This window comes from Streptomyces sp. NBC_01451 (assembly GCF_036227485.1).
Lineage (GTDB): Bacteria > Actinomycetota > Actinomycetes > Streptomycetales > Streptomycetaceae > Streptomyces.
In genome coordinates, this window is record NZ_CP109479.1 from 3,986,419 (window position 1) to 4,009,347 (window position 22,929).

Consider the following 22,929-nt stretch of genomic DNA (forward strand, 5'->3'; position numbering starts at 1 on the left):
GGGCGGCGATGGAGGGCGCGCTGTGGTGCGGTACGGGAAAGAGCACAAGTCGGCGACGAGGCGGCGGATCATCGAGACGGCGGGCCGCCGGTTCAAGCAGGACGGTATCGACGGCTCCGGGGTCTCGACGCTCATGAAGGACGCGGGGCTGACCAATGGCGCCTTCTACGCTCACTTCGAATCCAAGGACGACCTCGTCACCACGGCCATCGCCGACCAACTGAAGGCACAGGCCGAGAACGTCGTCGCGCGGGCCGCGCCCGGCCGGGCCGGAGTCGAGCAGATCGTACGGGGATACCTGTCGCCCCAGCACCGCGACAGCCTTGGCGACGGCTGCCCCAACGCCGCCCTGCTCGACGAGATCGGGCGCTGCACCGACGCGACCAGGCAGGCGTACACCGACGGCGTGCTCGTCCTCATCGACGGCATCGCCGCCCGCATGGCCCCCGACGCCCCGTCCTCCGCACGCGTGAGGGCCCTCGGCCTCCTCGGCCTGATGGCCGGGACACTCCAACTGTCCCGCGCCCTGACCGACACCCGACTCGCCCATGAACTCCTCGACCAGGGGATCGACAACGCCCTCGCCCTGCTGGACGCCTGACAGCGCACCTGACGCACCACATCCCCGGCCCCTGGTTTCGCCCTCGGGGCCACGACTCCGCCCCTGCCTTGCGGCACGGGACCGAGAAGGCCGTCGCAGCAACCAAGCCTCCCCGTTCGACCGCTCCGCACAGAACGCCACGGGCGCCGCCCGCTACCGAGAAGACCCCAGCCGCTCGGACACGGACACGGACACGGAGACCACAGACCACAGCGGCAGCGGCAGCGGCAGCGGCAGCGGCAGCGGCAGCGGCAGCGGCAGCGAAGAACAACCACACGATCATGAAACGGGGCTGTGCCCTCAACCCCACTCCACCACCCCACGCTGATCCGCTAGGCTGTCAAGGACCGCCCTCAGTGGTGGTCCCACCCTTGCCACAGCGGGGGAGGATACTCACTCAGAGTATTCACCCACGTTTTACGCAAGTCCCCGCCTTCGTAGCTCAGGGGATAGAGCACGGCTCTCCTAAAGCCGGTGTCGCAGGTTCGAATCCTGCCGAGGGCACACCGCATTGCTGGTCCTACCTGGGGTTTCCTTTCCAGGTAGGACTCCTGCCCGGCCTCGGACTTGTTCGGGGCCGTTTGCGTGTGCGGGCGGGCCGCCGGGGACCCCGATTCTCCTCCGGACTCCTGAAGAGGATCAGCCACCTGCCAGATGGTGGATCTGACCTGGGGTTTCTCACCCAGGGAGGTACTCGGCCGACCCGAGTGGCGGCGCCAGGCCATGGACGTCCGGAACCCGCACGTACTCCGGTGTGCTCAGGAGGACCATGCCGTGAGGAGTTCCGCCGGGCCGTATGCGGCGTCGAGCCCCGCGCAGTCGGTCCCGCTGCGCGAGAGCGCGATCAAGCTGCGGTGGGCCGGCGCGTAGGGTGCCGGGGTGATCGGGATGCCGGAGAAGTTCGTACGGAGCACCGTCGACCGCGAGGGGGAGGCCGGGGCGGCGTGGCTCGCCGAACTGCCCCGGATCGTGGAGGAGTTGCTGGGGCGCTGGGGGTGTGTTCCGGACGGCGAGGTCATGCACGGGGGCGTCGGCGTCGTCGTTCCGGTACGGCGGCAGCGACGGGTTGAGGATCGCGCCGTGCTGAAGGTGTCGTTTCCGCATCCCGGCAACGTGCATGAGCCGGATGCGTTCGTCGCGTGGGGCGGGTGCGGCGCGGTCCTGCTGCACGAGCGCGACGACGGGCGGTTCGCGATGCTGCTGGAGCGGGTTCAGCCGTCGACCCTGGCGGAGGTCGAGGACGGCGACGAGGTGGTGACGGTCGCCGGGCGGCTCAATCGCCGCCTGGCCGTCCCCGCACCGCCCGGCCTGCCCAGGCTGCGTGAACAGGCCGATGCCTGGGAGGAGCAACTCCGCAAGGACGCCGAGGAGTTGACGCATGCGCTGCCTCGGCAGGTGCTGGATGCCGCCGTGGCGACCATTCGGGAGTTGGGCCGGACCCAGCCGGACACCCTCGTCCATGGCGACTTTCATGCCCGGAACATCCTGCGCGCCGGGCGAGAGCCGTGGCTGGCTGTCGATCCCAAGGGCTACGTGGGAGATCCCGCCTACGACGGCGGCACCCTGCTGAAGTCCCGTGCTCTGACGCTCCTTGAAGCGGATGACCTGCGCCAGGCTGTCCACCGTGTCCTGGACGTCTTCGCCGAGGCCGCGGAACTCGACCGTGAACGCGTCCAGCGGTGGGCCCAGTTCCATGCCGTCCAGGCTGCCTTCTGGGGCCGCCGCCACGGATTTCGTATCGCCCGCAGTGGAACACGGCTGCACTGGCTCACCGAATTCGCCGACCGCCTGGCGGAGTTGCTCACCGAACGCTCGTAGTGCGTACGTCCGGGGGGCGGCCTCCGCGATCGGTCTTCGGAAACTCGGTCGGACGTGCTCGGTGCGGGCTTCGGCACGGAGAACGGCAGCCCGGACGCAGAGCCCGCCGGCTGCTGACCGGGCGGATGCTCGGCTTCTCCGACCACGGGCCGACCGGGCCGATCCGACGGCTCCCGGTTCGCCGTGGGGAACCGTCCGGCGGGGATGCGCGTCGTCCGTCGGGACAAGGGGGGCCGGTGGTCGTGCGCGGAGAGCGTCGGAGCGGGTGGCGGCGACGGTGGGAGTGCGGGCTCGTCGCGTGCGCCGTCGGGGTCACCGGGCTGCTGGTTCTGCACTCCGGCCTGCCCAACCGGGTCGGGCGGCTCGGGAGTGCGCTGGAGACGTTTCTGCCGTGGCTGGGCGTGGCCGTGCCGCTCATCGCGTGTCTCGCCCTGTTCAAGCGGTCGGTGGGAGGGCTGGTCGCATGTCTGCTGCCCGCCCTCGCCTGGCTCTGGCTGTTCGGCGGGCTGTGGTTCGGCTCGTCCTCCGGCTCGTACGACCTGACTGTCGTCCAGCACAACGTGGCCGACGACAATCCCGACCCCGCCGGTACGGCCCGGGCGCTGCTCGCCACGGACGCCGACCTCGTGGCCGTACAGGAGCTGACACCGACGGCGCTGCCCGTGTACGAGGACGCCCTGGGCGGGGCCCACCCTCACCGGGCGGTCCACGGCACGGTCGGGCTCTGGTCCGCGTACCCCATCACGGACGTGCGGGCCGTGGACATCCGGCCCGCGGGCTTCCCGGGCAGCTGGCAGCGCGGCCTGCGGGCCACGGTCGCCGCGCCCGAGGGAGCGGTCGCGGTGTACGTGGTCCACCTGCCGTCGATCCGTCTGGGCGCGAGCGGCTTCGCATCGGCGGCCCGTGACGAGAGCGCGGCCCGACTCGGGGCACGGATCGCGGACGACCCGGCGGTCCGGCTCCTGGTCGTGGGGGACCTCAACGGCACCGTGCAGGACCGGGGGTTGGATCCGCTCACCTCACAACTCGGCTCCCCCGAGGCGGGGTTCGCGTTCAGCTGGCCTGCTTCGCTGCCGGTCGCGCGGATCGACCAGGTGCTCGGCAGAGGGGCCGTCGTGACGGAGGTGTCGGCCCTGGGCGCGACCGGGAGCGACCACTTGCCGGTGGTCGGACGCGTACGTCTTGGCTGAGCGTCAGGTGTGGAGGTGTGAGGCGTCAGGTGTCAGGGGCCGGATCCTCGTCGTGGGCTGCCGTCCGGGTATCCAGGCAGGTGGCGTGCGGGGACGGCGGTGGCACCGGGGCACGCCGGTCTCCGGTGTGCGGTCCACCTGGGCCGAGTGACCCTGGACGATCCCGTCGGCACCGCGCCGCGCCGCCGACGGACCCTGACCCCCGTACCGGTGGAACTCCCCGTGGGGGAACCGCACTTATCCCGCGGCCAAGGGTGCCGAGTGGAGCTGGCGTACCAGTTGTGGGGTGAGGAGTTCGCCTGCCCTGTCGGCGAGGACGGACATCTCGTAGCCGACCAGGCCCACGTCGCAGCCCTCGGCGGCCAGGACGCCGAGGCAGCTGCCGTCGCGGATGCGGCCGACCATGAGAAAGCCGCCGAGCATTTCGATCATGACGAGCTTCATGCCGCGGAAGCCGTGTGTCGTCGCCGCGTTCTGGGCGAGGCTGGTGATGCCGGAGACGACGGCGGCGAGGTGGTCGGCGCGGTCTCGGCCGAGGCTGTCGGAGGCGGCCATGAGGAGGCCGTCCGAGGAGACCGCGACCGCGTCGGTGACGCCGTCGGCGGTGCGTACGAACTCCGAGATGAGCCAGCCGAAACTCTGGACTGCGGTGGTCACGATGACGCTCCTTGGGTGCTTCGGGCCTCGGCTCGGGCGACACCTGCTCGGAAGCCGTTGAGCAGGGAGGAGACAGCCGGTGGTCCGGCGGGCAGGGGGGTGGGCGGTGCGGTGGCGAGGGGTGCGGTGCTGAGGGGCTGGGCGGGGGCCAGCAGGCGGTCGGGCAGGACGAGGAGTGCGGACAGGCCGCCGCCCGGGGTGTCGAAGAGGTGGACCTTCGCTCCCTCGCCGAGGCGGTGGGCGAGCCGGCCGACGACGAGGTGTCCGAGGAAGCGGGTCGGTGCGGCGAGGAAGGCGTCCTCGTCGGAACCGGAGAGGCGGGCGCTCGCGCGTTCCTTGTCGGCGGCGGACATGCCCACGCCGTGGTCGACGACGGCGAAGCTGTACGTGGCGTCCTCGGTGTCGTACCAGCCGTGCACCTCGACCGGTTCGTTCGGTGGGGAGAACGTCAGCCCGTTCTCGATGAGTTCGGCGAGGAGGTGGGCGACATCGGCGACGGCGTGCCCGCGGACGCGCACCGGTTCCACGGCCGCGATCAGGACCCTGCGGTACTGCTCCACCTCGGCCACGGCCGACTGGACGACCTCCAGGCCACCGGCGGGTGCGGCCGTGGGCCGGGGCGGATTCTGGCCGGCCAGGACCAGCAGGCTCTCGGCGTTGCGCCGCATTCGGGTGGCGAGGTGGTCGAGTTCGAAGAGCTCGGCGAGGGCGTCCGGGTCGAGTTCCTGCCGTTCCAGGCGGGTGATGAGGCCCAGTTGACGGCGTACGAGATTCTGGTTGCGGCGGCCGAGGTTGGCGAGCGACTCGGTGGTGCTGCGGCGCAGGCCGGCCTGCTGGGCGGCCAGTTGGAGGGCGGTGTGTTCCACCTGGCGCAGGGACTCCGCGACTTTGGCGATCTCCGCCGCGCCCCCGAGGGACTGTTCCTGTGTCTGCTCCTCGGGGAACTCCGCCTGGTCCAGCGGGGACCGCTGGATACGGGCGACGGTGGCGGGCAGCCGGTGCCGGGCCACGTCGTGGGCGGCCTCGGCGAGTGCGGCCAGGGGGCGGGTGAGGGAACGCGAGGCGAAAGCGGCGAGGGCCGCCACGAGGACGGCCATGAGCGTTCCCCCGAGGAGGTAGGCGGCGAGGCCCAGTTCGGCGTCACGGCTCAGGTGGTCGGCCCGGTCGCGTACGTCGTCGCCGACCGTCTGCTGGACCGCGTAGAGGTCGTCCACGAGTACCGTCATCACGTCCCACCAGGTGCCGGGGTCGACGCGCAGCGCGGAGCCGTCGGGGGCGTCCTCCGCCCGGGTCTCGTAGGTGGTGGCGCGCTCGGCGTCTTTGGTGCCGAACGCGCGCTTCAGGGATGCGAGTTGGGGCGCGGTGGCGACCTGGCGGAAGCGGGCGAGGGCGGCGACGCGGGTGGCGCGCACCTCGGTGAAGGTGAGGTACTCGCGGTCCCGGAAGGCGCCCTCGGCGAACACGCCGTTGAGGAAGCCGCGTTCGAGGGCGACGGACTCCTTGGCGGCGGCCAGTTCCCGCAACGCGGCGAGTCCGTCGCGGAGTTGACGGTCGTCGCGGGTCACGGTGTCCGCCACCGGGTCGACCGCGTTGAGGGCGTCGACGGCGGTCGTGTAGAAGGTGAGGGTGGCGGTGCGGTCGACGGCGCCCCCGCCGGACGCGGTGTCCCTGTCGGCCGCGGTGTCCCTGTCGGCCGCGGTGCGGATGGCGGTGAGGCGCCGCAGGTGCTTCTGGATGACCTCTTCGACGGCGCGTTCGGGGCGCATGGCCTCCAGCGCGGTGTCGACGCGGCGGCGAGTGTCGGTGAGCGGTGTGCGGTAGCTCTTCTCGCCTCCCAACAGGCCGTTCGTCAGGCCGCGTTCGCGTTGCAGCTGGTGCACCAGCGCCTGGACGCGCAGGCTCAGTCCGACCTCGTCACGGGTCGTCCGGGCGTCACCGAGCGCCTCCGCGCGGCCGTACACGGCAAGACCGGCGACCGTCAGCAGCAGGCAGATCGGGACGGTGATGACCACCGCCACCCGGCCCCTGATGCTGCGCCAGCCGGGCAGCGGACGACGACCGGGAGGTGTTCCGTCACCTTGGCGGCGCGCTGAACCGCCTTTGTCGGCACCGCCGTTGTCGGCAACGCCTTCGTCATCGACTTCTTTGGCGGCGACTCCGTTGGCGGCAACGCCTTTGCCGACACCGCGCCTGCCGGCTTCGCCGAGTCCGGTGAGCCTGTCGAGCAGCGGCCGTATTGGCGTCCACACCCTCATGTCACGAAGTTAGTGCGCCTGCCGCAACGGCCGGTTTCCGATCTGTTAGAGACCGTGGGGACTTGGGTTGCGTCGCCCTCACACCGCAGGCAGGGGGCTGTGACCGACGCCCCGGTGCTGAGCGCGAAGAGATGTGGCCTGTGAGACTCCTGTGAACATCAAACTTTCAGGCTTCCTGTTGTGCTGTGCGTCCTGAGAGGTTTGGGCAGCACAACTCGGCTGCTCCATGCGGTCGTTGAACCTCACCCCCCACGAGGCGCACCATGGCGAAAGCCCCCTTCTCGCGCGGAACGCGCGCGACCATACTCACCGCGACGGCCGGCCTCTCGCTGGCCGTCGCTCTGTTGCCCGGCGGTGCGAACGCGGCCCCGGGCGATCCGGCGGGCCGCCCCGCCGCAGACTCCCCGTCAGGCACGACGTCAAGCACCGCGTCGGACACCCCGGCGGGCTCCCCGACGACGGATGGGCTGCCGCCCATACCCTCGCAGCAGTCGCTGGCGCGGACCGACGCCCGGCTGACGCAGGCCGAACAGCGGCCCGGCGTAAGGCAGTTGCGCAAGCAGCTCGGCGCGCAGGGCGTGCTCGAACTGGACCCGGCCACCGGTACGGCGCGCCAGGTCGCCCGGCTCGACGGGTACTTGACGTCGGCCAGTGGCGCCGACCCGGAGGACATCGCCCGGCGGTATCTGCGGGCGCATCCCGACGTGTTCGGGCTCACCGCCGACCAGGTCCGCGGGCTCACCCTGCGCAAGCAGTACACCGATGTCGCCGGGATACGTCACCTGTCGTTCGTCCAGTCGGTCGACGGTGTCCCGGTGTTCGGCAACGGCGTCAAGGCCAACGTCGCCCGCGACGGACGGCTGATCAGCGTCCTCGGTGCCCCGGTGCGCAAGCTGCCGTCCGCGCTGGCGCCCGCCAGGATCACCGGAACCGACGCCCGGCGCAAGGCGGTTCGCGACATCGCGGGCGGCGCGGACGTGAGCGTCGACGCCTCCGACACCGCCAAGCAGGTGGTGTACGCGGCGCCGGGCGGCACGGCCCGACGTGCGTGGCGGACGGTCACGACGCCGGACGGCCAGGGCATGTGGCTGCACGTGGTCGACGCGGTCACCGGCCGGGTCCTGTACCGGCAGAACCTGTCCTCCGACCTGACACCCGCGCAGTCCGCGACCTCGTCCACCGCGCAGTCGGGCGAGCAGTCGCCGAACGCGTCCTCGGCGGGCACGCTCCGGCAGACCGGCAAGGTGCTGGTCTGGGACCAGTACCCGGGTGCCCGGTCCGGCGGCAAGCAGCACACCCGCCATCTGACCGCCCGGGGCTGGCTCCCCGAGGGCGCGCAGACCCTCGACGGGCCGGTCGGGCACGTCTACAGCGACGTCAACGACAACAACAAGGTGGACCCGGGCGAGGAGGTCGCCCCGGCGGCCGACGGGACGTTCTCCTTCCCGTTCAAGCCGTTCACCGGTGACGGCTGCGGCACCCCGCTGCCCTGCTCGTGGGACCAGAAGACGCCGTACTCCTGGCAGACCAACCGCGAGCAGAACGCCGCGCAGGTCTACTACTTCCTCGGCACCTTCCACGACCACCTGGAAGCCGGTCCGATCGGCTTCACCCGGGCCGCCGGCAACTTCGACAGCCGGGACGGCGACGCCGTACAGGCGCAGACGGACGACGGCGCGGCCATCAAGGACGGGATGCCCGACGAGGACCACCTGAACAACGCCAACATGGGTACGCCGCCGGACGGCCAGGCGCCGACGATGCAGATGTACCTGACCGGTTCCATACCGGGCTACAACGTGTTGCAGGGCAACTTCGGCGACGACGCGGCCACCGTCTACCACGAGTACACGCACGGCCTGTCCCACCGCCTCGTCACCGACGCCGACGGTGTCCCCGCCCTCAACAGCCAGCAGTCCGGGGCCATGGGCGAGGCGTGGAGCGACTGGTACGCCCTCGACTTCCTCAACAACGAGGGCCTGCTGAAGGACAACGGGCGCACCGACGGGGACGTGACACTCGACGCGCCCGGCTGGAGCGACGAACTCCCCGCGCGTTCGCAGGCGTTGGACTGCCCGGTCGGCTCCACGTCGGCCAGGTGCCACGGCACGGCCGGGGCCGGCCCCGGCGGCTACACCTACGGTGACTACGGGAAGATCGCCGCCCGCGGTCCGGAGGTGCACGGCGACGGCGAGATCTGGGGCGAGACGCTCTGGGACCTCCGCGACGCGCTCGGCAGCCGGCTCACCGAGTCGCTCGTCACCCGGGCGATGGAGCTGTCGCCGGTCAACCCGTCCTTCCTCGACCAGCGGAACGCCATCCTTCAGGCCGACACCGTGGTCGACGGCGGGCGGGCGCACGATCGCATCTGGCAGGTGTTCGCCAAGCGGGGCATGGGCTGGTTCGCCGCCGCTCTCACGGGCGACGACACCCGGCCCGACGAGGACTTCTCCCTGCCGCCCGGCCCGGACACCCCGGTGGTCACGCTCACCGGCAAGGTGACCGACGACGAGTCCGGCACCCCGGTGAGCGGGGTCACGGTCAGCATCAGCGGCCACGCCTCCGGCTTCCCCGGCGCCGACCTCTCCGCCGTCAGCGCGGCGGACGGCACGTACGCGATCCGGAACGTCCCCGAGGGCACGTACCGGAAGGTCTACGCGAGCGGCAACGGGTACGAACCGCAGATCCGCACGCTCACCGTCACCTCCGGTGCCGCCGACTGGGCGGTGCGCCGGAACTGGTCGGCGTCCTCCGGGGGCGCCGAGGTCGCGGAGTTCAGCGGCGCCGACTACAGCGACTTCGGCTGCGGACCGGCAGGTCTGATCGACATGTCGGCCAACGTCTGGGGTTCGGACGCCAAGGGCGGCACCGACGGCACCGGGATCGACCCGGTCCACAACACCGTACGGCTGCCCGCGGCCGTGGACGTCAGCGACCTGCGCGTCGACCCGACGTCGGGCTGCGGGGACGACCTGACGGCGTCCCTCGGCGACTACCGGATCGAGACCTCCCCGGACGGCACCACCTGGGCCACCGCCGCCGAGGGCCACTTCGGGCCCGCCGACACCGGCCGGGAGAACGCCGTGCCGCTCACCACGGGCACCGAGCGGAACGTCCGGTACGTCCGCGTGACGATGTTGGGCAACCAGGCCGTCGACAACGGCGTGGACTGCGCGCAGGACCCCGGCCCCTCGGGCTGTGAGTACCTGGACATGACCGAGCTCGTCGTGCACGGCACACCCCACCAGGACTGACGGACACAGCGGCCGACCAGCGGGCCGGAGGGCGGCGTTCCGGAGACGGAACGCCGCCCTCTGGTCGTAGGCGGGTATTCGGCAGGTATCAAGTGGCCGTGCAGGCAGTGCCGTTGAGGGTGAAGGCGGTCGGCGCCGCGTTCGTCGCCCCCTTCACCCCGATGAAGCCGACCGAGACCGAGCCCGCGGCGGGGATCGTGGCCGTGTAGGAGGCGGGTACGACGCTCACGTTGGCGCCGCTCTGGGTGGGCGTTCCGCCCCACATGTTGCTGATGGTCTGGCCGTTGGCGAAGCTGAAGGCCAGCGTCCAGTTGGTGAGGGCGGCGGTGCCCGTGTTGCGCAGGGTGATGTCACCCTGGAAGCCGCCCTGCCATTCACCGACGACCCGGTAGGCGACGGAGCAGCTGACTCCCGGGGTGCCACCGCCCGGGGACGTGGTGACGTTCACCGTGGCCGAGCGCGGCGAACGGTTGCCGGCGGCGTCCCGCGCGTACACGGCGAAGGTGTACGCGGTGGCCGCGGTGAGGCCGGTCACCGTGACCGTACTGGTGGTGGAGGAGGCGGCTGCCGTCTCCGTGGTGCCGTTGACGCGGACGACGTCGTAGCCGGTGACGGCAACGTTGTCGGTCGCCGCGGCCCAGGTCAGGGTGGTGGACGTGGCGGTGGTCGCGGACGCGGTCGGCGCGCCGGGGGCGGTCGGGGCCTGGGTGTCGGTGCCCGTGCCGCCGCCGTAGACCGTGGCCTCCTTGGAGGTCTGGGCGATGCCGTTGGCACCGTTGAAGACGCGCTGGCCCCAGGTGCTGAGCTGCTTCGGGTCGAAGCCGATCGACAGGTCGAGGATCGGGTCCGTGTTCCCGCTCCACGACCAGGCCAGGTAACCCAGCTTCAGCTGCTGGGCGGTAGCCATCATGGTGTCCTCGTCCGGATCGCCCCACTGGTCGGCCGGACCGCCGAACTCACCGATCAGGATGGGGAGTTTGGCCGTGACGAAGGCGTTCAGGTAGTCCGTGATCTCCGCCGCCGTGTCGAAGACGCTGTACATGTGGATGGAGAAGATCAGGTTGCCGGTGGTGTCGGCGTTGTACACGGACTGGGCGTTGGCGCGCATGACGCCCTGCCAGTCCTGGCCCCAGTTGGGCGCGTCCACCATGATCGTGTGCTGGAAGCCGGCGGCACGCAGCTTCTGCACGGCGGCGATGGTGGGGGCGGTCCAGCCTGCCGGATCGGTGTTGCCCCAGGGCTCGTTGCCGATGTTGATGATGACGTAGTCCTCTTGGCCGGCGAGCACGCTCTTGAGGCCGATCCAGTAGTCGGCGGCCTGGTCGAGTGTCCCGGCGGCGGCCTCCTCGCCGTAGCCGGTGGTGTCGTGCACCTCCAGTACGCAGATCAGGCGGTTGGCCTTGCACTGCGCGACGACGGCGGCCACGTCGTCGGCGGTGTTCTTGGTCCAGCGGTGCCCGTCGGCGAGGACGACGCGGACGGTGTTGGCGCCCAACGCCTTGACGTCCCTGAGGGATTGGGTCTGGGTCGGGTACCAGGTGTGGGCGTGGTTGACGCCCCGCATCACGAAGTCGTTGCCGTTGCCCTCGAGAAGACGCCCGTTGGAGATGTGGAGGCCGGTGGCCAGGGCGCGGGGCGACTCGGCCTGCGCCTGGGCGGCGGTCGGGGCCAGGGCGAGGGCCAGGAGCCCGAGAAGGGTGACCAGGGCGGTCAGCAGGACGGTTGGGGGGCTCTTTCGTGTCGTGCTTTTCGTTGTTCTCGGTGCGATTCTCACTGCGACTCCAGAAAGTGAGCGCGAAGAAGACTTCAGCATCAGAAGGAACACGGGAGCGGAAATGTGGGAGCGCTCCCATGTACCCACTGCGACAGGGACACGTCAAGGTTTCGCGCATCATCCCGCACACCGTCCCGCGTTGGATCACGCACCGGACCGCGAACCGACTCACAGACTGGATCGCGAACCCGACCGCGAACTGGACCGCGTGCTGCGGAAGGTACGGCGGTACGCGTCCGGGGGCACGCCGATCGTGCGGTTGAAGTGGCGGCGCAGGGTCGTGGCGGTGCCCATGCCGACGGCCTCCGCGATGGCGTCGACACTGTCGCCGGTGGCTTCCAGCAGCTCCTGGGCGCGCCGGATCCGCTGGGTGAGCAGCCACTGCAGCGGGGTGGTGCCGGTGACCGTACGGAAGTGGCGGCCCAGGTGGCGCGAGCTCATGTTCGCCCGGCGGGCCAGGTCCTCCACGGTCAGCGGGCGGTCGAGCCGTTCGATCGCCCAGGGGAACAGGTCGGCGAGCGGATGGTCGTCCTGGGCGGGCACCGGCGCGGTGACGAACTGCGCCTGCCCGCCGGCCCGGTGCGGGGGTACGACGAGGCGGCGGGCGACGGTGTTGGCGATCGCCGAGCCGTGGTCGAGCCGTACGAGGTGCAGGCACAGGTCCATCGAGGCCGCCTTGCCGGCGGAGGTGAGGACACGGCCTCTGTCGCTGCCGTTGTCGACGTAGAGGACGTCCGGATCGACCTCCACCTCGGGGTGACGGGCGGCCAGGACATCGGTGTGGGCCCAGTGCGTGGTCGCGCGCCGCCCGTCCAGCAGCCCGGCGGCGGCCAGCACGAACGCGCCCGTGCACAGGGAGGCGACACGCGCTCCCGCCTCGTGGGCCGCGCGCACCGCCTCGACCAGTTCGGCGGGCGGCTCCTGGTCGACGTCGGCCCAGCCGGGGACGATCACCGTGTCGGCGTACGGGAGGCGGTCGAGTCCGGAGTCGGGTTCCAGCAGGAATCTGCCGGCGCGGATCGGGCCCGGGCCGCAGAGGGCGACGTCGTACCAGGGGTCGACCAGGTGGGTGAGATCGGAGCCGAAGACCTCGTAGGCGATGCCGAGCTCGAAGTGCAGCATGCCGCCGGTGAGGGCGATGGCGACCTTCCTCGTACCCGTTTCCATGTCCGGAACTGTACGGGACATGTCGTTCCGGACACTCGTACGTACCGACTCCCGCCGCCAGGATGGTCACAGCAGATCAGCGGATGATCACTCGGATTCAACGGGGAGAAGTCATGGGTTCGGTATCTGGATCGGCATCGGCATCGGCATCGGCATCGGCATCGGCATCGGGGCAGGCTGTCGTGGTGTTCGGCGCGTACGGGCACACCGGGCGCTTCGTGGTGGCGGAGTTGCTGGACCGGGGGTTCGTGCCGATCCTCTCCGGGCGGGACCCGGAGCAGCTGCGGGAGCTGGCCGCGTCGCACCCCGGGCTCGATGCCCGGCCCGCCTCGGTGGACGACCCGGGGTCGCTGGACCGGGCGCTGGCCGGTACGGCGGCCGTGATCAACTGCGCCGGGCCGTTCGCGGCGACCGCGGCACCGGTGATCGAGGCGGCGCTGCGGGCCGGGATCCCGTATGTGGACGTGGCGGCGGAGATCGAGGCCAACCTCGACACGTTCACGCACTTCGCGGAGCGTGCGCGTGCCGCGAACGCCCTGGTGATCCCCGCGATGGCCTTCTTCGGCGGCCTCAGTGACCTGCTGGTCACGGCGGCGATGGGCGACTGGACGTCGGCCGACGAGGCGCACATCGCGTACGGCCTGAGCAGCTGGCACCCCACCGCCGGCACGCGCACCGCGGGCGCGGTCTCCCGGGACCGCAGGAACGGCCGCCGGGTCCGCTACAGCGGAGGCCGGCTGGAGTACCACGACGACGCGCTGCCGACCCTGAAGTGGCCCTTCCCGGACCCGATGGGGCCGCGGGAGGTGTTCGGCGAGTTCTCGATGGCCGACGTCGTCACCGTCCCCAGCCACCTGACCATTCCCGAGGTACGCGGCTACATGGCGGCGGACGCGGCCAGGGAACTGTCGGCCCCGGACACCCCGGCACCGGTCGCGGTCGACGAGGACGGGCGGTCCGCGCAGACCTTCGTCGTGGACGTCGTCGTACGGTCCGGCGGCACGGAACGGCGCGCGGTGGCGCGCGGTCGGGACATCTACGCGGTCAGCGCACCGCTGGCGGTGGAGGCGGTGGCACGGGTCCTGACGGGACGTACGCGGGCGGTCGGTGTCGCGTCGGCCGGGGCGGCCTTCGACGCGGGCGATTTCCTGGGCGCGCTGTCCGGGTCGGGGCACATCTCGGTGGAGCTGTTCCGGTAGGGGACGGAGGGTCGGACCCGCACCCGCACCCGCACCCGCACCCGCACCCGCACCCGCACCCGCACCCGGCCGGGATCCTCTCAGGTCGCGCGCCAGGCGCCGAGCAGTTCTTCGGGACCGTACGCGGCCTGGTGTCCGGAACAGCTGACCCCGTTATGGGAGACCGCCACCAGCGGTACGGGCTCGTCGGTGATCGCCGCCCGGTGTTTCTGCAGCGCGGCGAGGTCGTGGCTGTCGAACGCGGAGTTCTCCAGCCATTTCACGGACCCCAGGAAGAGCAACTGCTTCGCCACCGGCTGTCGGTCGGCGCCCACGAGGTCGATCTCGATGTCGTTGGCGCGGGTCCAGTAGCCGCCGATCGCTGGGGCGGCGGGCAGCTCCCCGTCCGGGAGGAGTCGGGCGAGGGACTCCCGGACCAGGGGTTCGATCGCGCGGCCACGCCAGCTCGTCCACTGTTCCTTGATCCGGCTCAGCGTGAGATCTCCCCGCATCCGCTCGATCTCCGCCATGTGCGGATCCAGGAACGCGAGCCAGAACCGCAGGTAGGGGTCGGCGACTCGGTAACGGCGTTCCTTCGACGGCCTTAGCGACAGCGGCAGTTCGGCCGCGACCACCCGCTTGTCGATCAGGACGTCAGCGGCGCGGGTGAGAGTGCTGTGGGAGATGCCGCCGGCGGCACGCGCGATGTTGGTGAAGGTCCGCTCGCCGCTGCCGATGGCCCGCAGGACCTCCCTGCCCATCGCCTGCGGAGGAAACTCCGCGCCCAGTGAGCGCTCGGCGGAGACCAGCAGTGCCGAGATCGGGTTGTCGAGCGAGTCGCGGAGGAACTCCCACACGTCCGACCCGGGCCGCCACTCCGCGCAGATCAGCGGGAGACCGCCGGTGATCAGGGTGGCGTCGAAGGCGGCTGCCGGTTCCAGGTCGAGCATCTCGCCGATGTCGGCCGGGTTCAGCGGCCCCACGACCATCTCCTTCCCTCGCTGGTGGAAGGGGCGGTCGTAGCTGTTCAGCGCCTCCATCATCGACAGGTCGGATCCGACGAGGAGGAGAAGCACCGGCTTGCGGCTGAACAGGCGGTCCCACGCCCGCTGCAGCATGCCCTCGAAAGCGTCGATGCGGTCCATGAGATACGGGACCTCGTCGATGACGACCACACTCGGGCGGTCGTCGGGCAGGATCTCCGCGAGGAGCCTGAAGGCCGCGTTCCACTGGGTCGGGGCCTCCTCCGCGAACAGTTCCCGCCCCGGCAGGGTGGACCGGGCGGCGGCGTCGAGCAGCTCCGTCAGCTCGTCCTCGGCGGTGCCACCGGCCGCCGTGAAGAAGAGGTACGGCATCTCGGTACGCCGCAGGAACTCCTCGACGAGGCTGGACTTGCCGACCCGTCGCCTCCCGCGCATGAGGATGCACTGGCCCGGTTTCACGGAGGCGGCGGCGTCGCCGACGGCCTGCAGGGCGGTGCCGAGCACGTGCAGCTCGCGGTCACGACCGATAAAGCGACGCATGAGAAGACTTTCATGGAGAATAGTATCTGTAGCGATACTATCGCTATCGATACCATCTTGCCAACGGTCCTGTATGGAGTTCAGGCCCCGAGTTCCCGTTTCGTTGGCGCAGTCGATGGCCGAACGGTCTCGCGGCCACATTCGCGATGGAACGGGGCGCTCAGCCACACGCAGTCAGGCCGTCCGTACACGATGAGCGGCCCATTCCTTGGCAGCCGAGTGGACGGCCTGGGTCCAGGGGTTGGGGGACTCCTCGGCGATCTCGGTCCAGACGCTTTCGTTGGCCCGAGCGAACGCGTTCAGCCCTGCCTCGGGGGCCTCGCGGAAGGCAGGGACACGTGAAGCCCATTGCTCGGCGCTCCCGGGTGTGTGGCCACCCTCGGCGATCAGCCAGACGACCCAGTACCCGGCATCCAGCCACGCGACTCCTCGGGTGGCCCATGCCCAGTCGACAAGCCACGCCCGTCCCTGACCGACCATGATGTTGGCGGGGTTTGGGTCGGTGTGGCAGAGGGTGTCTCCGCTGAAGTGCACGAGAACTGCGTCAGGCGCGTGCTCACGCAGCCGGTGTCCGGCTTCCTTCAGCTCCACACCGTCCGGTGCGCGCAGCCCCGACAGCCGTTCCAGAGTCTCGGCGACGAGCGGGAGATCCTCCGAGCCGGGGGCGTAGTCGGCGTGGCGGCCGTCGAGTGCGTCGAAGGCGACGAGGTCCCATCCGCCGGCCCTGAGGTGCCAATGCACGCGCGGAGAGATCCCACTCATGTACGGGCCGACGGCTGCCTCTCGCTGTTGCGTCCATACGCGGGGGTGATCTGCGGGCAACCCCTTGACGTACACCTCGCCCTTCTCGGTCGTCAGTCGCGCGGAGATGGCTGAGTTGAAGCCGGACGACACGGTTTCGACGCTCAGGAGCGGACCGGTGCGGGCGAGTACGGAGCCCTGGACATCGTCGGGCAGGTCGGCAAAGTCGATGCGGTCGGTCGGCATGGTTGCACTTATACAGAGATGGGGACGACCCCACACGGCACGAAGGCTGCGCGGGGCCACCAGGGGCGTTGTTACTGGTACGGGCTGTCGTCGCCGCAGCCGGGGATGCCGCCACGGTCAACTCCTCAACGTCCTCGACGACCACCAAGACCACCATGCCGACGGGTTCGGCCCTCTTGGCGGGCGGGGATGCGATTTCGACAGCGACAGCGGTCATGTCGTTACTACTTCACGATGTTGGCAGTAGTTCTCCAGTGGTGCCCTCGCGGTCTGGTAGGCCTTCGCTATCGGGCCGCAAACCCGGCAGGTGCCGGAGAGTCGGTCCGGCTGCCCGTCGTAGGTGGGGAAGATCGGGCTGCATCACGACTGGGCGCGTGGCACAGGACAGCTGGGCGCGTCCAGCCAGATGCGTTGCTCCTCGGCGGTCACGGTCACGCCGAAGCGCTCACGGCCCGGACGGCCGTTCTCGCGATACAGCGCGTGCGCGGCCTCCACCGCCTCCCACAGAAGGCGCGGCCCTGCCTGTCGTACGGTCCCGCCCTCGGTGCGCGCCCATGCGCCGTCAGCAGCCCACAGTTCCACGGCCGTCACATGGCCGGTGTCGTCGTGCTCTGATGCGAAGGCCGTCTCGGGCGCGACCAAGGAGAGTACGAAGCGGAACGCGTCGTCCTCCGCGACGGTGGTGAGATCCAGGCCGGTCAACCGACCGCTCGTCGGACTGGGCCTGCCGGGGTGCGCTGGGATACCGGTGGTGCCGGTGTCACGAGCGGCCATGAAGTACGAGCCTCCCGGCAGGAATCGCCCCTCGGCACGGCCGTCATAGCCGACGACAAGGCTCACAGTGCCCCAGCCCAAAGGGCACACGATCAGTCCGCCGGGCTTTACCTGCTCCAGCCAGGCCGTCGGGATCGTGGAGAAACCGCAGGTTGCGATCAGCCGGTCGTACGGTGCACGGCCCGGATAGCCGTCGCGGCCGTCCCCAGTGACGACAAGCGACGAGTATCCGAGGTGCTGCATCCGCGATTCCGCCAGCCGTGCCAGCACAGGGTCGACCTCCACCGTTACCACCTGGTCGCTGCCCAACCGCTGCGCCAGAAGTGCCGCGTTGTAGCCGGTCCCGGTGGCCACCTCAAGCACCCGATTGCCGTCGGCCACATCCAGCGCCTGGAGCATGGCAAGCATCAGGCCCGGTGCGGTGGACGACGACGTGGCCACGCCCTCCGTCATCTGGGTCGCCAGCGCGTCATCCGTGTACACCAGGTCGAGCCAGTCGGGATGGGCTGCCGACACGAGCCGCTGCGCGCCGTCAGCCAGGGTCCAGAACTCTGGTACGAACGCATGGCGCGGTACAGTCTCGAATGCCTTCCGCCAGGTGGGGTCGGTCAGTTGGCCGTCGGCCTCCAGAGTGTCGGCCAGTGCCGCACGCAGTTCGGCGGCGCGCTCTTCGGTGTGCGTCGTCATGGTCGTCCCTTGGCGAGTAGGTCAGCGATGTGCGGGGCGATGGGCAGGCCGGTCTTGTTCTGGATCCAGGACCACTCTCCGGACGGGTTGCACTCAAACATCACCCAGTCACCGAACGGAGTCACGGCAAAGTCGAACGCCCCGAAGCTGAGACTGAAGTGCTTCAGCCAGCCCAGCACACCCGCCCGTACGTCGTGCGGCACATCGCACACGTCATAGGTGAGGGCGTCGTAGTCGCTGCGCCAGTCCACTCGGGAGGTGTCGCTACCCGCGTGGATCTCGGCCGCGAACATGTCCGTGCCCACGACGGTCAGCCGCACCTCATGGGACTTGGGGATCCACTCCTGGAACAGGTGCGCCGTCAGGGAGACGGATTCGTCGATGGTGTCAGGGTCGATCAATGTCGTCGGCACTCCGGTGCGGCGGCCGTCCGCGTACTCCAACGGGCCGCCCATGAGCGGCTTGCAGATCACCGGGCCGCCCAACTCCCGGCAGAACCTCCGGGCCCTCTGAGGGTCGGTGGTGATCAGCGAGCGGGGCGTACGCAGCCCGTGCGCAGCCGCCACCGGGAGTTGTCCCGGCTTGTGGGAGGCAAGGCCGTCCACGTCCGGCCGGTTGACCCAGGTCACCGGCAGTGCGTACAGCGTGCCGAGCAGGCCTGCCAGTGCCTGCTCGTTCGCCCATGTGCGGTGGGGTTCTTGCAGTTCCTCGGATACGGAGGGAAGGCGGGGCCGCCGGTAGTAGACGGCTCTCACCTCCTCCAGCCGCACGGATCGGTACTCGTCGCTCAGGACGCCCGCCCAAGGTGCTACGGCGTGCTCGGCGGACAGGGACATGGTCTGCGGGAAGTCGCCCATGTCGAACCTCATCACCGGCACATTCCGGATCGTCAGTTCGTCGACCACCAGGTCCGCCGCGGGGTCCAGTTCCTTGGTGACGACCAGCACCGGGCCGCCGGACAGACGCTGCGTCACCGCATCGCGTACGGGTCGGACGTGTCGTCGTTCTTACTGTCCCAGTTCGTGTTCGTGCAGCTCCCCGCCAGGGAGGTGCACCGGCTCCACAGCGAACCGGAGCCGTCGGCCAGGACGTTGACCTGACGTACCGGGTCGTAGGCGAATGACCCTGCCTCCAGAGTCACGGCGTACGGGGTGCGCTCGGCGCGAGCGCCGAAGGGGATGACTGTCGTGGGCATGGTTCCTCCGTAGTTTGATTGGTGGTGAGCGGGATTTCACCGTCCAGCGCGGGGAACAACGGACCACCCCCGCGCAGTTCGGCCCACACCCGTTTCCCGCCGTGGACCGGCTCGCTTCCCCAGTCGTGGGCGAGCGCGTCCACAAGGAGAAGGCCGCGCCCGTTTTCGGCGTCACAGGACGGCCCGGCCGGGGTAGGTGAGGCGCGGGAGGTGTCCGTGACGACGATCCGTACCGTTTCCTCGCCGGTCTGGGTGATGGAGGTGCCGATCGTTGCCGCGTCTGTGTGCTCCAGCGCGTTGGCGAACAGTTCCGTGACGATCTGTTCGGCTACCTCGATCAGGTGAAAGAGGCCCCAGCTCTCCAGAACTTGGGCTATGTCCCGGCGGGCCTGCCTGGCGGCTTCCGGCCTCGCCGCATACCGCTCCTGGTAACGCTGTGGTCCTACTGATGCTGATGCAGCCGTCGTGGTCATCGTCGCGTCCCTCGGGGGTGCTCGCGTTCCGTGTGGCCTTGTCACCGGCCCTCAGGGCTGCTGCCCCACTAGGCTCGTCCGGTGATGCATACGACGGTAGAGAGCCGCGATCACTGCTTGAAGTGACCGCGAGTACAAGTGGCTTGCTGCGAACACACGGGAATGGGGCTGTGTATGCGGTCGAGTTCGCGACAAACCCTGACCAGCGGTCAGGGAACACCCGGGCGCCCGCGTGGGGGCGTCATTTCCGGCTACGTCTTCCGGGGCATACGAGAGCAGTTGGGCCTCACCCAGGAGGAAGTGGCTGAGCAGTTACGGGTGTCCGCAGACACGATCGCGGGGTGGGAGTCGGGCCGCCGCCCGCTGACCGCCGTACCGGTCGGGCAGATGCTCGTGCACCGGCACCGGCTGATGCAGTTGGGCACCGTACCTGCGCTTCTCCAAGCTCTCGACCGTGCCCTTGAGGCGGACGTACTCCTTGCAGGAGCCCTCGACGAAGAGGCCACCGGGGTCGAGGACAGCCCGCTCGGGGCCTGGGTGATGCAGCGCGACCTCGTCGAGGTACTTGCGTGGCCCCTCAACCACGTACCGCCCCAGCCCGTCCGCGACCTGCCCGCCGCACCTCGCAGACGCCGAGGACCTGCCCCTGCCGGGCCGGAACTGTCAGCCTCCGAACGGACATACTTCTTCGCGCAGATGCGACGTACCGCCGAGCAGGCTCGTGGCGAGGGCCAGTTCCTCCTCCGCCGCCAGGCGCTGTATCTCTCCGGGTACGACGACCAGCCCGACACGACGGAGTGGCTCGCCCATCAGCAGGCCGCCGAACGCCCCGGTGACTGGCTCACGCGGTGGCTCAACTCCCGTTCCGTCGCCGCTGTCTCGGCCCGGCGAGGAGACCGGGACCGTATGAGTCACTTCATCCACACCGCCCTCACCGATGACGAGGCCGGCGAGGCCGCGAACCTGAACTACTGGGCGTACTGGATCGGCGAGACCGCCCACCTGGAGTTGAGTGACGACTTCATCGCCGCTCGCGCCCCCGGACCGTGGCCGGGTGACAAGCTGCTGACCCACCTCACTCAAGGGCTCGCCCCGCATCACGGCTACGTCGACCTCAACATCCACTCCGTGTGGTCCCTGCTCCAGGTCCGGCCCAACCTGCTGCGATCCGGTGCGGCGGGCCGTGCCCTGCGCGACCGGCTGCCGGTGATGTTGGATAGCCGGGAGCTGTCGGCGCGCGGGCGCCGGGAGTTGGAGAGCATCCGGTACGCGATCCGCCTCGCCGAGGCGTGAGAGGAGCCCGACGGTGGCTGAAGACCTGACCGCGGTGGCGCGCTTCCTGTACGAGGCGGGGACGCTGAAGCAGACCAAGCGCACCGGGTGGTGGATGGCCGGCGTACGCGACCCGGAGTCGGTGGCCGAGCACTCCTGGCGCACCGCGCTCCTCGCGTCGATCATCGCGAAGCTCGAAGGCGCCGACCCCGCGCGGGCCGCCCACCTCGCCGTGTGGCACGACTCCCAGGAGACCCGTACCGGCGACGTGAACCACCTCGGCAAGAAGTACGCCACCGGGGCCGACCCACAGGCCGTCACCGCCGACCAGGTCGCCGGTATGCCCGAGATCCTGGCCTCCGCCGTGCGTGAACTCGTCGCCGAGTACGAGGCGAAGGAGTCCGCCGAAGCGATCTGCGCCCGGGATGCCGACAAGCTGGAGTGCATGATCCAGGGCATCGAGTACAAGGCCCAGGGCTACGAGAACGCCCAGCGCTGGATCGACAACAGCCGCGCCAGGCTCACCACCAGGTCGGCCAACGAACTCGCCGACGCGGTACTCGCGACGGGCTCCCTGGACTGGCTGCGCGTAGCCCTCGGAGAGAAGCAGAGCTGAGTTCGGGGCTCGGAGTTTGGGGCTATGAGTTCGAGGCTCGGAGTTCAGGGCCCGAGTTCCCGTGTCCGAGTCGACGTCCGCGCCCTCTCCCCCACACCCCTCGCACCCGCAATCCGGCGAAGACTGAGCCCCGAGCTCCAGGCGCCGAGATCCGAGCCCCTTTTGTATGGAATGGGCGGTAAGTTGAACCCACCCTCCCACCCTCCCCCGGTCCCCCGCGCTTCTCAACTGGCGCCTATACCAGCGGATATGACTTTTGGTGACCGGCTTGCGACGCGCCGTGGTGACGGTCTACCGTTCGCAACAATAAACAACCCCGGCCGGGTGCTACCAACACCCGCCGGGGTCTGACCGACAAGATCCTCATGGAGATCTCGTGGCGTACGACGACTTTATCGCTGCCCTGCCCGCCCCCGCAGCCCAAGCCCACCCCATGGCCAAACCCGGCTTCGGCAAGCGCTCCGCCCCGGGCCAGTCACCGCCCCGCAAGGGCGACTTCGACCACCTCCCAGCCCGCGCCGCCTACCTGGCGAGCCTCCTGGACCGGCTCTGCGAGAACGCGGCAATGGACGCCAAGACCATCGCCAAGTCGCAGCCCCTGTACGGCCAGGCAGCGGTGCGCACCACCCTCAACGAACTCGGCGTGGCCGGTCATCTGCGCCGGGTACGCCAGAGCGTCCCGTCCGGTGAAGGCGTGAGTGGCACCCGCTGGGTCTTCCACACCTACTGGTCCCGTACCGCACGTGACAACGAATGGTGGGCCACCTTCCTCCAGGGTGACGTGACGCGCGAGGCGCCCGCAGCGACGCCGGGAGCCGCCGAGGTCCGGGAGACCGGCCCCCAGGAGCCCCTGGCAGCCGACGAAGACCCGGAAGAGATCGGCGCCGCACCAACCCGGACAGTCAACTCACCACGCCCCGACCGGGATCCGGGTCCCTCCACCGCGTACGACACCCTCGCCCGGCTCGGCCTCCGGGAGCCCCGCCTCGCCCTGTCCGCCGCCGACTGCGCGGCCCTGGAACAACTGGCCGCCGACTGGCTGGTCCGGGGGGCGACGCCCGAACTGCTCACCGGCGCCCTCGTCGCCGGGCTGCCGGACAGCGTGCACTCACCCCGGGGGTTCGTGCGGAGGCGGCTGCTCGACAAGATGCCGCCCGAGCGGGTCGTCGTACCGCCGGCTACTGCGGCTCCTGGTCCCCGGCGCACCCTGCTGGTGGAGTGCACCAACTGCGGGGTGCCGGGGCGGCCGGAGGCTTTGCCGGGTGGGCTGTGCCGGGGGTGTCGGAGCGGGCCGGGAATGTCTCGGCAGCCAGAACATCGCCTCGATCTGGCTGTGCACACCCTGGCCGCCGAGGTTCGCGCCGGGATGCGGACACCTCAGCGCGCCTGAGGCCGTCGGCTGAATGGCAGCCTCGGCCCGACGGGACTCGTGACTGATCAAAATTCAGAAGCCCCGACCGGCCATCGATCGGGTCTCCCGAAGCGCGCGTGGCTATCGCTGCCACGAT

The 22,929-nt window shown here is 70.2% G+C and carries 18 protein-coding genes and 1 tRNA gene; 9 read left to right on the forward strand and 10 right to left on the reverse strand.

Annotated features, from left to right (window positions below; genetic code table 11):
- Positions 1-22 precede the first annotated feature (22 nt).
- The 4 genes from OG595_RS17245 (at position 23) to OG595_RS17260 (ending at position 3,609) form a co-directional block, all read left to right on the forward strand.
- Positions 23-601, forward strand: coding sequence for a TetR/AcrR family transcriptional regulator (locus OG595_RS17245; RefSeq protein WP_329273052.1), 579 nt, complete (start codon positions 23-25; stop codon positions 599-601).
- Positions 602-1,032: 431 nt separating this feature from the next.
- Positions 1,033-1,105, forward strand: a tRNA-Arg gene (locus OG595_RS17250).
- Positions 1,106-1,480: 375 nt separating this feature from the next.
- Positions 1,481-2,419 carry an aminoglycoside phosphotransferase family protein gene (locus OG595_RS17255; RefSeq protein ID WP_329273054.1) on the forward strand — a complete coding sequence of 313 codons (939 nt, stop codon included), beginning with the start codon at positions 1,481-1,483 and terminating at the stop codon, positions 2,417-2,419.
- A 236-nt stretch (positions 2,420-2,655) separates the two neighbouring features.
- Complete coding sequence (locus OG595_RS17260; protein WP_329273055.1) at positions 2,656-3,609, forward strand: endonuclease/exonuclease/phosphatase family protein; 954 nt, start codon at positions 2,656-2,658, stop codon at positions 3,607-3,609.
- A 237-nt stretch (positions 3,610-3,846) separates the two neighbouring features.
- Here the strand turns inward: OG595_RS17260 and OG595_RS17265 are convergent, their stop codons facing one another.
- Together OG595_RS17265 and OG595_RS17270 are read right to left on the reverse strand one after the other, a co-directional pair.
- Positions 3,847-4,266 carry a roadblock/LC7 domain-containing protein gene (locus OG595_RS17265; protein ID WP_329273059.1) on the reverse strand — a complete coding sequence of 140 codons (420 nt, stop codon included), beginning with the start codon at positions 4,264-4,266 and terminating at the stop codon, positions 3,847-3,849.
- The gene (locus OG595_RS17270; RefSeq protein ID WP_329273061.1) at positions 4,263-6,521 is read right to left on the reverse strand and encodes a sensor histidine kinase; all 2,259 of its coding nucleotides are present in this window, start codon (positions 6,519-6,521) and stop codon (positions 4,263-4,265) included. Before OG595_RS17270 ends, OG595_RS17265 begins: the two co-directional genes overlap by 4 nt.
- Before the next feature lie 263 nt (positions 6,522-6,784).
- On the opposite strand from OG595_RS17270, the gene OG595_RS17275 reads away from it, so the two are divergent.
- Positions 6,785-9,775, forward strand: coding sequence for a M36 family metallopeptidase (locus tag OG595_RS17275; protein ID WP_329273063.1), 2,991 nt, complete (start codon positions 6,785-6,787; stop codon positions 9,773-9,775).
- A gap of 88 nt (positions 9,776-9,863) precedes the next feature.
- Here the strand turns inward: OG595_RS17275 and OG595_RS17280 are convergent, their stop codons facing one another.
- Entirely contained in the window at positions 9,864-11,549 is a 1,686-nt protein-coding gene (locus OG595_RS17280; RefSeq protein WP_443073057.1) for a cellulase family glycosylhydrolase, read from the reverse strand.
- A gap of 168 nt (positions 11,550-11,717) precedes the next feature.
- Complete coding sequence (locus tag OG595_RS17285) at positions 11,718-12,716, reverse strand: helix-turn-helix domain-containing protein (RefSeq protein WP_329273066.1); 999 nt, start codon at positions 12,714-12,716, stop codon at positions 11,718-11,720.
- 113 nt (positions 12,717-12,829) lie between these two features.
- Here OG595_RS17285 and OG595_RS17290 point away from each other — a divergent pair, with 113 nt between their 5' ends.
- Positions 12,830-13,915, forward strand: coding sequence for a saccharopine dehydrogenase family protein (locus tag OG595_RS17290; protein WP_329273068.1), 1,086 nt, complete (start codon positions 12,830-12,832; stop codon positions 13,913-13,915).
- 80 nt (positions 13,916-13,995) lie between these two features.
- Here OG595_RS17290 and OG595_RS17295 read toward each other — a convergent pair whose 3' ends face one another.
- From OG595_RS17295 to OG595_RS17320, 6 genes are all read right to left on the reverse strand, one after another.
- A complete protein-coding gene (locus OG595_RS17295) occupies positions 13,996-15,417 on the reverse strand; it encodes an ATP-binding protein (RefSeq protein WP_329273070.1) in 1,422 nt (473 codons plus the stop codon).
- A gap of 174 nt (positions 15,418-15,591) precedes the next feature.
- Positions 15,592-16,404 carry a phosphotransferase family protein gene (locus OG595_RS17300; protein WP_329273073.1) on the reverse strand — a complete coding sequence of 271 codons (813 nt, stop codon included), beginning with the start codon at positions 16,402-16,404 and terminating at the stop codon, positions 15,592-15,594.
- A gap of 360 nt (positions 16,405-16,764) precedes the next feature.
- Positions 16,765-17,865: a methyltransferase domain-containing protein gene (locus OG595_RS17305; protein ID WP_329273075.1), complete on the reverse strand. Its 1,101-nt coding sequence runs from the start codon at positions 17,863-17,865 to the stop codon at positions 16,765-16,767.
- The gene (tgmB, locus tag OG595_RS17310) at positions 17,862-18,839 is read right to left on the reverse strand and encodes an ATP-grasp ribosomal peptide maturase (RefSeq protein ID WP_329273077.1); all 978 of its coding nucleotides are present in this window, start codon (positions 18,837-18,839) and stop codon (positions 17,862-17,864) included. The genes OG595_RS17305 and tgmB overlap by 4 nt, the downstream gene beginning before the upstream one ends.
- The gene (gene tgmA, locus OG595_RS17315) at positions 18,836-19,060 is read right to left on the reverse strand and encodes a putative ATP-grasp-modified RiPP (protein WP_329273080.1); all 225 of its coding nucleotides are present in this window, start codon (positions 19,058-19,060) and stop codon (positions 18,836-18,838) included. Before tgmA ends, tgmB begins: the two co-directional genes overlap by 4 nt.
- Positions 19,003-19,533: an ATP-binding protein gene (locus OG595_RS17320; RefSeq protein WP_329273082.1), complete on the reverse strand. Its 531-nt coding sequence runs from the start codon at positions 19,531-19,533 to the stop codon at positions 19,003-19,005. The genes tgmA and OG595_RS17320 overlap by 58 nt, the downstream gene beginning before the upstream one ends.
- Positions 19,534-19,695: 162 nt before the next feature.
- Here OG595_RS17320 and OG595_RS17325 point away from each other — a divergent pair, with 162 nt between their 5' ends.
- The 3 genes from OG595_RS17325 (at position 19,696) to OG595_RS17335 (ending at position 22,811) form a co-directional block, all read left to right on the forward strand.
- On the forward strand, positions 19,696-20,826 hold the full coding sequence (locus OG595_RS17325; RefSeq protein WP_329273085.1) for a helix-turn-helix transcriptional regulator: 1,131 nt from the start codon (positions 19,696-19,698) through the stop codon (positions 20,824-20,826).
- Positions 20,827-20,839: 13 nt separating this feature from the next.
- Positions 20,840-21,421 (forward strand): HD domain-containing protein, encoded by a 582-nt coding sequence (locus OG595_RS17330; protein WP_329273087.1) that lies wholly within the window; start codon positions 20,840-20,842, stop codon positions 21,419-21,421.
- Positions 21,422-21,797: 376 nt separating this feature from the next.
- On the forward strand, positions 21,798-22,811 hold the full coding sequence (locus OG595_RS17335; protein ID WP_329273088.1) for a hypothetical protein: 1,014 nt from the start codon (positions 21,798-21,800) through the stop codon (positions 22,809-22,811).
- The last annotated feature ends 118 nt before the right edge of the window (positions 22,812-22,929 follow it).